At 69.9% G+C, this 11,893-nt stretch carries 10 protein-coding genes; all 10 read right to left on the minus strand.

Annotated elements, in window-relative coordinates; genetic code table 11:
* Window position 1: 1 nt before the first annotated feature.
* Window positions 2-271 (minus strand): transposase, encoded by a 270-nt coding sequence (locus C8258_RS02095; RefSeq protein ID WP_227463133.1) that lies wholly within the window; start codon window positions 269-271, stop codon window positions 2-4.
* Window positions 272-306: 35 nt separating this feature from the next.
* Window positions 307-3,699: a hypothetical protein gene (locus tag C8258_RS33075; protein WP_233224820.1), complete on the minus strand. Its 3,393-nt coding sequence runs from the start codon at window positions 3,697-3,699 to the stop codon at window positions 307-309.
* A gap of 6 nt (window positions 3,700-3,705) precedes the next feature.
* Window positions 3,706-5,196, minus strand: coding sequence for an SCO6880 family protein (locus tag C8258_RS02105; RefSeq protein WP_036502826.1), 1,491 nt, complete (start codon window positions 5,194-5,196; stop codon window positions 3,706-3,708).
* Window positions 5,193-6,668 (minus strand): hypothetical protein, encoded by a 1,476-nt coding sequence (locus C8258_RS02110; RefSeq protein WP_063064405.1) that lies wholly within the window; start codon window positions 6,666-6,668, stop codon window positions 5,193-5,195. The genes C8258_RS02105 and C8258_RS02110 overlap by 4 nt, the downstream gene beginning before the upstream one ends.
* A gap of 80 nt (window positions 6,669-6,748) precedes the next feature.
* Window positions 6,749-7,582 carry a hypothetical protein gene (locus tag C8258_RS02115; protein ID WP_106953604.1) on the minus strand — a complete coding sequence of 278 codons (834 nt, stop codon included), beginning with the start codon at window positions 7,580-7,582 and terminating at the stop codon, window positions 6,749-6,751.
* A gap of 99 nt (window positions 7,583-7,681) precedes the next feature.
* Entirely contained in the window at window positions 7,682-7,945 is a 264-nt protein-coding gene (locus C8258_RS02120) for a hypothetical protein (protein ID WP_306304678.1), read from the minus strand.
* A complete protein-coding gene (locus C8258_RS02125; RefSeq protein WP_030513931.1) occupies window positions 7,942-8,238 on the minus strand; it encodes a hypothetical protein in 297 nt (98 codons plus the stop codon). The genes C8258_RS02120 and C8258_RS02125 overlap by 4 nt, the downstream gene beginning before the upstream one ends.
* 106 nt (window positions 8,239-8,344) lie before the next feature.
* Entirely contained in the window at window positions 8,345-8,989 is a 645-nt protein-coding gene (locus C8258_RS02130; RefSeq protein WP_030513930.1) for a hypothetical protein, read from the minus strand.
* Window positions 8,986-9,858, minus strand: coding sequence for a hypothetical protein (locus C8258_RS02135; protein WP_106953605.1), 873 nt, complete (start codon window positions 9,856-9,858; stop codon window positions 8,986-8,988). The genes C8258_RS02130 and C8258_RS02135 overlap by 4 nt, the downstream gene beginning before the upstream one ends.
* 13 nt (window positions 9,859-9,871) lie before the next feature.
* A complete protein-coding gene (locus C8258_RS02140; RefSeq protein WP_106953606.1) occupies window positions 9,872-11,014 on the minus strand; it encodes a hypothetical protein in 1,143 nt (380 codons plus the stop codon).
* Window positions 11,015-11,893: the final 879 nt, after the last annotated feature.

Consider the following 11,893-nt stretch of genomic DNA (forward strand, 5'->3'; position numbering starts at 1 on the left):
GTCATGTCGCGCGGCGAGTTTCGTTCAGGGTTTCCACCAGGGTGCGATTCATTTCCGCCGCGGCCGCCAACTGCTGTTGCAGCAGCGCCACTTTGCGGCGCAGGGCCACGGCGTCCATCCGTTCCAGGCTGGGCCCCTCCGCGGCACGCACCCAGTTGCGCACCGAATTGGTGTGCACGCCGATCTGTTCGGCGACGACCCGGCAGGCCTCCGACTCGCTGCGCAGTTTGTCGGTGAGCGCGACGACCTGTTCCACCGCCGCCTTCCGCACCTGCGGCGACACTCTCCGGTATGACCTGTGCGGCATCACGCGGCACTCCCCTCGTCGCCCCGCCGGGCCGTGGATTCGGTGAATTCGCTGAAACGCTGGTTGGTCTCGTGGATTCCGCTCTCTTTTTCCGACACGGTGAACTCCATGTGGAACGGGATGCCGGGGCGGCGATCCTCACCGATCTTGAGCAGGAACTTTCCCGTGCCGGGCGCGGGCGGGCGGGCCTGCCCCGGTTTGAGCGCCTCGCCGGTCAGCGCCTGCGGGGCCGACCAGCTGGTGACCATCTCCTCCTCGGCGGAGGTGAACGGGATCGTCGAGTCCAGCCGGTTGATCTCCTCGGGGGGCAGCGCGCCGAAGATCTTGGCGCGCGCGCGTTCCAGGAAGCCCAGCGCCTTGGCGATCGCAGCCTCGGATCCGAGCGATTGCAGGTCCTTGATGGTGTGGCTGATCATGATCAGCGAGGTCGCCATGCCGCGCTGCAGTCGGGTCAGTTCGTCGACGCGGTCGACCATGAAGTCACCGAGTCCCAGCACCTGCCACAGCTCGTCCATGACGACCTGGAAATACCGCTGCGGCCCCAGTTTGCCGTCGGCGAGGACGTGCGCGGCCTCCACCGACGCGAACCCGTCGGCCCAGCAGGCGAGCATCACACCGGCTTTGAGCTTCTTGTCCCCGGTCGGGATGTGCGAGACGTCGATGCAGACCGCCACCGAGGAGGTGTCGATAGGCGTGGTGGTCTGACCGTTGAAGACCGCACCGAACGGCCCCTGGGTCAGCGCCCGCAGCGACCGCCGCAAACCCTTGGTGGCCTCGTGGTATTCCTCGGTGTTGTCGGCGCCGGCGTCGAGCATCAGCTCCTGGCCGCCGCCGACCACCACCTCGAGCAGATCCTCCATGATGGGCGGTGATTCCGGCGCGAAGCCACTGCCCTCGCGGTACAGGATGCGCAGCGCAGTGGAGATCAAGGTCTCCTCGTAGTCACGCACGCGGGCGCCACGCACGAGTTCGACCAGACCGGCGATCAACGTGACCTGGCGGGCCCGCAGTTCCTGGGTCACCTGCAACTGCAACTGGGGCAGGTCGTCCAGCAACGGGACGATCGAGCCCAGCACACCACCCGCGAGCGGATTCAGTTTGCCGTGCCCGTAGCCGAGGTCGATGACCTGGCCGCCGACCATCTCCACCAGCTTGCGGTAGTCCGGTTTCACATCGGCCAGGATCAGCGGCGTGATCCCCTGGGCGACACCGCCGAGCACGATGCGGCGCACCAGCGAGGATTTACCGAAACCGTTGAGCCCCAGCACGAACAGGCTCGGCGCGGTGATGAAGCTGCCGCGCATGAACCAGTTCATGGGGTCGAAGCACACCGGCGCGCCGGTGTGCAGATGCGAGCCGAGCGGAGTGCCGATCAGCGGTGCGCCGGCGCCGACCGACCACGGCCACAGGCCGGCGACCTGCGCTGTGGTGGCGCGGTATTCGACGGGGCGGCCCACCACGTTCATCCGGCCGCCGCCGGCTCCGACATAGCCGCGATCGGTCAATTGTGCCGTGCCACGGTCGAATCCGTCCTCGACGACCGATTCGATGCGGGCCGCGGCGTTGACGCGGCGCAGGTCGTCGGTCCGGATCCGGAACGCCGCCCACGCGGCGCGCAATCCGGCGCCCTCGCGGGCCACCGCCTCCAGCCGCGCCCGGGCCGCATCGTCGAGCAGAGGCGGGCCCTGATTCTTCTTCTTGACCGGTTTGCTGCGCCGATCCCGCCGGTTGCCCGCCTCGGCATCCGCTCGGGACGCCCGCGACAGCTGTTCGTAGGAGGCCATTTTCGAGCCGTTGCGATCACGCAGTGTGCGCTGACCCCGGCCCGTGCGCCGGGCGGGCGGCGTCTCCGTGCGCCGGCGCGCCGTTCCTGCGCCGTATTCGGTACGCGTACTCCGCCGCGGCGCCGGCTCGTAGTCGCCGGTCATGTAGCGCCCTCCGCGCGTCTCGGGCGATACCTGGTCGAATCCGGCCGGCAGCTCGGCCGATTGCGGGGTGCCATGCGCATAGGACATCTCTCGATCGTCGGGCCGGTCCTCCGGCCCGCCCACCCGGCGCCGGGTACGTGCCCCGGCCGAATTGTCGTGCGCCGCATCGTCGTCGGCGCCGCATGACGTGGCAGTCGGCTCACCGCCGGAGCGGGCCGCGATCCCGTCGTCGGCGGAGACACCGCCGGCCGTGTCGGCTGGACCGCTCGCACGGGAGCGCACGGATTCGGCGCTGTCCGCGAAGTCGTCAGCGGGCGACTCGCCCCGCTCGGCCTCCTCGGCCCGCGCGGCGCGGTCGCCGTCCACGAGATCCGCACCCTGGTCCGGCGAGTCGTGGTGGCTCGGCACCGGGCGCGTCGCGGTCGGCGAGTTCGCGTTGCCCGGCGAGGGCTGGGTCGCACCGGCCCCCTGCCGTCGAGGGCCGTTCGCTGTCGGCGGGGTAACCGTATCGCGTTCGGCCCCATGGCCTTCGCGATCTGCGCTGTCCTGCACGCGCGCGGCCCGGCTGCTGGTTCGCGGCCCCGTCGCGCCGGTCGTCGCGACGTCGTTGCCCGTCTCGGCGTTCTCCGGCAACGCCCTTCGCGGCGCTGAACTGCCGTCCGATCCGGCAGCACGGCGCGGGCGCGTGCTCGACCGTTCGGCTTCCCGGCCGTCGGCCGACCGGTTGCGTGCCGACTCCGACGTCGACCGGCCGCCTCGGTTCCGCTCGGACTCGATCGCATCCCCGCCCGCACGGCCGCGGGCGCCACTCGCATCGCCTGCCCCGCGACGGTTCTCGTCGCGCCCGACCGATCCGTCCCGGTCGCCGTTCGCCGGACGACGGCGGCCGGGCTCCGGCTCGGCCCGCCGCATCGAACGCTCGCCGGCGGATCCGGGCCTCGCCGCGTCGTCACCGCGCCGGCGTGGGCTTCCCGAGCCGCGCTCGTCGGAGATCCGGTCACCGCCCGGACGGCGTTGTGGCGCATCGTATTCGGTATTGCGCGTGGAGCGCGCACCCTCGCCCGCACCCGATTCGGGCGCCGGGCGGCGTTCGGTCTCCCGCCGGGGAGCCGCGGCGCCTCGGGTGCGTCCCGCACCGTCGACACCGGCACCCGTGCGCGAGTGCCCCGTCGCACGCCCACCGCGTTCCGGCGGCGCAGCGGGGTCCGGGCGGGCGTGTTCGCCCTCCTCGCGTCGTGCTCGCCGCCGCGCCGGGCGCAGCGGTACGTCGTCCCAATCGGCAGGTGCGCCACCGTATTCCGAGCGGGGCAAGCCGGGCGCGTAGGCCTCGACGCCCCACTCGTCGTCGTGGGCCGTCCGCGTGCGCGGCCGGGCTTGGACCGGGTTCTCCGGATCCACCACCCGCTCGCTGTAGCGCGGTGGTTCGCCCCGGTAGCGGACCGGTGGCTCGTGCTCACCTGCCATCTGCGCTCACCCCGCCAATGCCTTGGGAATACTCGCGTGTTCCGGCAGGATCACCCCGCAGCCGAGTGAGGCCGCGAAGGCCGCCGCCTGGTAGCGGTAGCAACGCCGGATCTTCAACCGGGCCTGTGTGGACAGGTCGCGGGTAATCGCTTCGATCCGCGGCAGATCACCGCGCAGCGGTTCGGTGATGGTGACGAGCGCGCCGAACCGGGTCACACCATGGCCGCGCGCCTGTTCCTCGCGCGCCTGCTGGGTGGCGCCGACCCGCAGCGTCGCCGAGGCGGAGACCACGCCCCGTTCGCTCTGCTGCGCGACCAGCGCGTTCTTGTAGTCGTCGTCCACGATCTCGGCGGCGTCGGCGGCCGAATGCGGCCGGTAGACGATCGCGATCCGCTTGCGCGGGACCTCCGGATTCGGCGCCAGCAGCCGCTGCAACACCCGCTCGTCGACCGCGCCCTCGGGTGCGGCGTCCATCTCCCAGGTGACCGAGCGGCCGCCGTCGTGGATGAACTGGTCCCAGCGTTCCTCGTGCGAGATCGGGCCCGCGTCGGCCCAATCCAGCCCGTGCCCGCCGATCTCGCCGGCGGCCACTTCCAGATCGGCCTGCGCGGCCGGGTCGTAGCTGCGGCGGATGAACGAGATCACCTCGTCGGCCGACATCGGCTGCGCGCGTACGCCCGCTTCGGCCAGCGCCGCGCAGATCCCCGGCAATCGGCGGCCGATCTCGACGGCCTCCTCGGCCGGATTCTTGCGTCGTTCGGCGGTGGTGGCCTTGAACGTGAGCGCCACCCGCGGCAGCAATTGCACGCGCTCCTGCGGCAATTCGGTCGCCAGCTCGTACATCACCTGCTGGGCCAGCGCCGGCGATTCCGGCCGGGTGATCGTGGAAACCTCGGTGAGCAAACGGTTTCCGGTCTCCGGGACGGTGTCGATCACCGGAACCACCGCGACGATGTCGGAGGTCTGTCCCAGCGAGGCCAGGAAGGTGCCCCAGGCGGACACCCACCGATCGATCACCGGCTGGTCGACCGCCTCGTGTCCCTGCGGCCAGGCCCGCAGCACGACCGTGTACTGCGCGAACTGCGGCAGATGGATCATCCCGAAGCTGTAGCCGCCGGCGTCGATTCCCTCGTACAGCCGTGACGGCGCCATCAGTCCGGGCAGGCGCGCGACGCCGCCGGGAATGCGGGAGAACCGGCCGCCGCGATAGACGTGCTCGCCCTTGCTGCGGCCGCGCAACCAATGGAACATCATCAATCCCGTCTCGTAACCGGAGCGGCCCCCCGTCCGCCACACCAGTGGAACCATCACGACCAGGCCGATGATCGCGACGAACAGCGCCGGTTTCGGCCCGGCGACCAGCGCCGTCATCAGGGCGGTGATGACGACGACGAAGCCGAGCACCGTCTCCCCCCAGCGCAACCCGAAAAGGCCTGCGCTGCGGGGCTTCTGCCACAGCCCGTACGAGCGGCGCTCGTAGGTGTCGGTCGTCGTCATCGCGGAATGGTGCTCCTGCCGAGGTCGGGTGCGCGGTTGGCCCAGCGGTCACCGGCGATATCGCCCATGGCTTCGTCGGCGCGGTTGAGATGCGCGCCCGCGGCCCGGGCCGTCGCGATGTTGTTCATGACTCGCGACGCGCCGGATGGTACCGCCGCCGCACCGCCGGGGGCGCGCGGACTCGCGGGCGCCTGCTGACCCCCGCCACCGCCGCCCGGGCGCGGGCCGCGCGGCGGCACGGGCCGTGGACTGCCGCCGCGGCCGGTACCGCCGGGCGGACGCTGACCGCCGTTGCGGCCCACATATCCCGGCGCGCCGGCCGCCGCCTGGCCGCGCACTCCGACCGCCTTGGTGCCGACCGCACCCAGCGCCGCCGCACCCAGCAGCAGACCACCGGTGGCGGCCAGACCCGAACCGCCACTGCCGACGATCGCCACCGCCGGGGTGACCAGTCGCATCAGAGCGGGCAGGACGAAAGCGACACTGCACAGCAGCACGATCGCGACCAGCATCCGCTGCGCCTGATCTGCGTCGGGCAGACCCGAGGTCGGCGTGGTCGAGTTGGTGTCACCCGCGGTGACGAAGGCGATCATGTAGACGATCGCGGCGACCGGTTTCCACAGCATGAACGCGATGATCCAGCCGATCAGCTTCGGATATGCCTGCCGTCCGGTACTGGTGCCCGACGCCGCCGCGGCCAGCGGCAGCACGCCCGCGGCCACCACCAGCATGCCCTGGCGCACGATCGCGAGCACGATCTGCGCCAGCGCGCCGAGCAGGCCGACGATCGCGATGATCAGCACCAGGCCGGGCGAAAACGCTTGTAGCTTGGACGTTTTCACCATCAGCTCGGCGAGGCTGCGGGCATTGCCGTTGGTCGCGTCCTCGATCACCCACTGCGAGAAGCGATCCGAGGCCTGCGTTCCCGCGACCACCACGGCGCCCAGCATCCAGGAACTGAAGATCACCCGGGCGAACATCCGGAACGATTCCGCGGCCTCGCTCAGTGCCGCACCGCGTCTGGCTTCGGCGAGTCTGGCGCCGGACAGGATCACCGACACGATCAGCAGCAGGATCTGCGCTTGATAGGTGTAGTCGTTGATCTTCTGGAACAGCGCTCCGCCGTCACTGATGCGATCGTTGGGCACCTTCATCCAGAAGGTCAGCGCCAGGATCAGCGCCTCGCCCAGACCGTTCATCAACGAGTCGACCACCTTGCCGAAGGTGGAATCCCACGCCTTGTCCTTCACCGCGTTCGCGGCATCACCGGGATGGGTGGCGGCATTGCCGGCCTTGCACGCCGCGGAGGCGGCGTCGCCGAGCGATATGCCGGGCAGGCCCAGACCGTCGAGATCGTCGTGGATCTCGTTGCAGGTCGGGTCGAATCCGTAGGTCTGCCCGTAGGCCACCGTCGGGGTCGCGATCATGACGGTGAACACGACCGCGAAGATCGTGACGATGCGCCTCACCATGAGATCCACTCCTCGATGCGTCGCAGGGAATCGATCCGGACCATCGGCTGACTCTCGTGCCTTTCTCGAAATCGCTGTGCTCACCATCGGGTCCACCCCTGCAGGGTGTCGACGTATTCGCTCGGCGTGGCTCTGCTGTCGGTGGGTTTGAGTCGCCAATCTCCGTTGTCCCACACCATGACCAGCCGGATCGCCGCCCACATCTGTTTGCCGTCGTTGACCGGCCCGCGGGCGGCGAGCCGCACGATCGCCATATCGTCGGCGTAGTTCTCGATCTGGAAGGCGTCGGGGGCGACCAGGTACTTGGTGATCCGCGCCGGCTGCTGATCGGGCAGTTTGCCGTCACCGCGCGCCTTGTCGTAGGCCGCGACCTGCTGGGCCGAGACCCGCACCTGACGCACGTACAGATCCCGGTCGCCGGGCCGTGCGTTGAGCCGATAGGTGATCTGCGCCGCCGCCAATGCCGCCCCCTGCGGTGTGTGGGAATAGCCGACGGCCAGTCCCTTGTCGTCGATCCGGGTCGGACCGTCGCTGGTGGAGAACGGCACCGAGGCGCCGTAGACCCGCTGCCAGCCACGTGGTTCGGTGGTGCCGGCGGGTGCCGCGGTCAGCCAGTCCGGATCCGACGAGTCGTGCTGCTGTGCGGGGTTCTGCGGAAGTGGTTGTCCCGCGGGATTGTTGGGTATATCGACGCGGCGACGGAACAGGTCCGTATCGGGTTCGGCGAATCCGGTCGCACCCGAGCCCGCGACGGGCGAGGGCGGCGGATCCGTTTGCCGGGCATCGGAAGAGGAGGTGTCACGGCCGACGTAGACGAAGACGCCGACGATCACGATCAGGGCGATCACGGCCGCGGAGACGATGACACCGAAGGAGATGCCGCTGCGCTCGTCGTAGGTGTCCTTGTTGCTCATACCGTCACCTCCCGTCGCGGGTCGTCGTCGACTGTCGTTTCGTCGAATGTGGTTGTCGCCGTGGTGTCATCGGCGGGCATGCGGAAATCTGTCACCGGCTCACGCAGGAAGCAGGGTCAATGCGATCGCACTTGCCGAACTGGCCACGATGGCGCCGATCAGGCTCATCACGATGCCGTGCGAGGCGTCGTTGACGGCCATGTCGTCGCGCATCGCCGACCACAGCCGGCCCGCGGAGATGATCATCCAGGCCAGGCACAGCAACAGCACGCACCACAGTAACCAGTTGATCAGTTGCATGATCGGTTCGATCACGTCCGCGGGCATCTGCTTGTAGGCCAGCACGATCGCGGCGCCCCTCACGACCCGATGACTGCGTTCATGATCGTGCCCGCACTGGTGGCGACGATGCCGCCGATCATGGCGCCCGCCACCATCTTCGGCGACTCCAGCCCGCCGCCGGTCCACTTCTCCCAGGCGAAGCGGCCACCGGCGTAGGTGATGCCCAGGATGCCCGACAGCAGCACGAACCACGTGAAGTAGCGCACCAGTTTCATGAGCTTGTCGGCGGCCGGCGGCGTCTCGGGTGTCGGGTTCCCGACCTGAGCGAGAACAACGCCGTACGTCTCGTGTACAGCGGCCAGGATGGTACTCATCGAGCGTCCTTCTCAATAGGTGATCGGAATACAAAGCCGGGTACCGGAGGTACACCGTCGGAAACAGCTGTCGGCGTGGTCGCGGCAGCACAACGTCCGGGCACGATCATCGTTGCTCCTCCTGTTGCGAACCGGCGCCGACCGTCTCCCGCACCAGGTCGACGATGCTCATTCCCAGCGCGTCCACCTCGTGCGGAACTTCTTGCAGCGGATCGAGTTTGCGCTTGCGCTGCTGTGGCGGCGGGTCGCTCGGCGACCACACCGGCAGCTGATCGGGTTCGACCAGCGTCCACTCCTCGATCCAGGGCATCTGCCACACCTCCCCGGCCAATGCGCCGACCACATCGCGGTAGCGCCGGATCTCGGCCGGGATCCGGCCCGGGCGCGCGGCCACGGTCACCAGGCCCAGCACCTCGCTCGGCCCGGCGAGTCCGGCCCGGTGCTGGCGCAGCAGATCATGGGCGCGGGTCAGCCCGGCGATGGTCTCGCGGGCGACCAGCACCACGAAAGGTGATTCGCGTTCGAACACACCGGGCCAGCGCCGGTGCGAATCCGCCGCAGGCGCAAGCACATGCGCGAGGGTACTGGCTCCCGCGCCGCCGTGCACCCCCAGCAACCACACCAGCGGCGCCCGCCCGGCGCCCGGCACCGGGCGGTCCCAGATGGGCGCGCGACGGGACTCCGCCGGTGCGACAACGCCTGCCGCAGGCGGGTTTTCGGATGAGCGAGGTTCCTTCATGGCCGCGGTCATGATGCCATCCCACTCAGCAGCCGCCGGTACGCCCTCCGGGTTTCGGCGTCGAGTGCGTTGTGGCGCACCAGCTCTCCGCGCGCCAGGTGGGTGTCGTAGGGGATCTCGCGGATGTCGCGGACCCAGCCGGTGAGATGTTCGCGCAGGTGATCGGCCACTCGAGAGTCGTTGCCGGGCAATTGATGTGAGATCACGATGGTGGTGTCGCCGACGATGCCACCGCCCTGCCCCTCGGCGTGGCCGCCGAACTCGTCGTCGAGCCATTCCAGCGTGACCCGCAAACGGTTGGCCGCGTCGGCGCGCGCCGGAATCGACAGCACCAGAGCCACTTCCGCGTCCTCGAGCAGCGGCCGCAGCTGACGGGCGGCGATCGGGCTGCCGCCGTCGTACACCGGGGTGAAGCCGGCGTCGGCGACGGCCCGGGCGACCGTCAGATAGGTGGCGCGGCGGCGCAGCGGGGAGGCGTCGCGCCATAGCAGGCCGATACCGGAGCTCGCCTGGGAGAGACATTCCTTCAGCGGCGCCGGTTCGTCGTCACCGCGGCCGTACAGCCACTGCTGCAGACTGATCGGACTCAGATGTTCGTCGGCGCCGCGCAGGGCCAGATCGCTGCCGGCGACGGTGGCGTCCACGGCCACCGCCGCGGCCTCCGCGCCCAGTTCACCCGCGAGTCCCAGTGCGGTGGTGGTGGTTCCGGCCCCTCCGCAGCCGCCGACGACCAGAATCGGGCGCGGCAGGCCGCCACCCTCGCCGTCGTCACGCCGACCCTTGCGCAACCGGACCACCGGCGCCCGTCCACGCGGTCGCGAGCTCGCCGCGACGTCCGCGTCGGACGTCTCGTCGAGCCATCGGCTCCAGTCCTGTCCCATCTCAGCTCTCCTCTTACCCGGCCGTGATGCCCGTGATCAGGGTGCGGCCGCCGACCACCGCGGTGGTCACCAACTGCTTGTCGTAGGTGGCGGGGGTCGCGCCCGGCCGCCGTTCGGTCACCTCCACCGAATACCTGTTCTCGTCCAACGTGACCACCCGCACGCAATAGTCGGTGCCCAGCGGCACCGAGGCGATGCCGCGCTGGATCACCGGCGCCGGTGAGACCGCCGCGTTCGGCGCCACCACCTCGCGCGCTCGCTCGGCCGAGCGTTCGACGTAGAACGCGTGCTGGAACCACATGATCGCGTCCGGCCCGGAATCGGTGCCGCCGACCTCGGCGCCGCGCACCACGCGCGCGGACCGTTCAGTCGGGCAGTGCGCCGCCGAACCCACCCGCGCGCCGGAATCGGCGCCGAACGCCGAGGTGAGCCGCAGCATCGGTGCCTCTTCGCCCACCGCCGGCCGTACCGGCAGCGGCGCCATCGACTGTTTCCCGTCGTCACCGGAGCGCAGCAGGTACAGCGCGAAAACGGCTGCGACCGCCAGCAATAACACGGCTACCGCGAGGACGAGCGCGACCCGCAACCGGCTCGGGCGGATGTAGTCGCGCAGGGCCGGAGAGGCCGGGCCCGGGGCGCGGCGCACGATCCGGCCCGCGCCGCCGTCGCCGTGCTCGCGCCGGGGCGGCAGAATCCACTCGGGGGTGTCCACGTCGTCTGTGTCCACGTCGTCGCGCTCGTCGGAATCGTCCACCGGCGAACGCGCCCCGGATCCCTCCGCATCGTCGCCGTCGGCACCGGCCGCCCGCGTCCGGCGGCGGCCACGGGTCCGGCCCTCGCCGCTCTCGGCGTCGCGGGGCAGGCGCAGCACCTCACCCTCGTGGACGGGATAGTCGTCGTCGGGTCCGGGCGCGTGGCTGCCGACCCAGTCGGTCCAGCCCCCGACGAATTCGCTGCGTCGCGTGGTCGGTTCGTCGGCGAACGGAATGTCGAACGGTTCGGGCTCGGTGTCGCGGATGTAGTGCGGATACCGCGCCGCTCCAGGGTCCGCCTCGTCGTCGACGGCGTCGGATTCCCCCGGCGCGGCCGCGGGCACGGCGTGTTCGGGTTCCAGCGCCGGGAACCACCGTTGGACTTCTTTGTACGGCTTCAACATTCCCTCATCCCCGCGGAGCCGGGCACGTCGTACAGCATCGTCGGACCCTCTCGGCGATCAGTTCGTGGAGAACGGGTAGTTGTTGTCAGCGGTACCGCCGTGGGACGGCGCCGACGGCACACCACCGGGTGCGGCGTCACCGAGGCCCTTCCCGAACGGAAATTGTCCCGTACCCGACGAATTCGGCGAACTCGACGCGCCGTCCGACGCCGCCGAGATTCGGGCGATACCATATCCACGCAGTTCAAGGGGTGTGAACCGGGATATCTCGAACGCCCGATCGAGGGCCGGCGCGAATGTGGGTGCGCCACATCCGCGGCGAAGGCCCGAGGCGACCGGTACGGTCGCCGCCGAGCATGTCAGCACGGTCAGCACGATCTGACCCCCTTTAAACCCGCTGTCTGCAACAGTTCTGAGGGTCGAGTGCCACTGCGACCCGTCCGGCGATCATCATGTGGATTCGAGTTGTCGCCGAACATCGCGCGCACCCCGAAACGCAATAAACCGTAACAGAATCCGGCTCGGAGTGCAGGTCCTCCGTCGGTGCGCGAGCACATCCGCGATCGCCGTCGCCGAACCTTCCTACCTGCGCGAAGGATTCGCTGCGGACCGGCCGACCGACCGGGATCGACCGCCGTCCGAAGCCTCGGCAACACCGCGGCGAATGCGCAATTCGGGCCTGGCCGAGGGCAACTCGCCGCAACTCCGGACACCCCGCGAAATAGGTTGCCGAACAATTGCCATTCACCCGTTCCGGGCATTCCGGCTATTCCGGTGGACCGCGCCGCCCGATGCCGGTGCATTCGCCTGTCTCGCGCTCCCCCGGGCCTTTCACCGGCCCCGCATCACACCGCCCGGATCGGTTCACCGAGCCCGATG

This window comes from Nocardia sp. MDA0666 (assembly GCF_003023875.1).
Lineage (GTDB): Bacteria > Actinomycetota > Actinomycetes > Mycobacteriales > Mycobacteriaceae > Nocardia > Nocardia aobensis.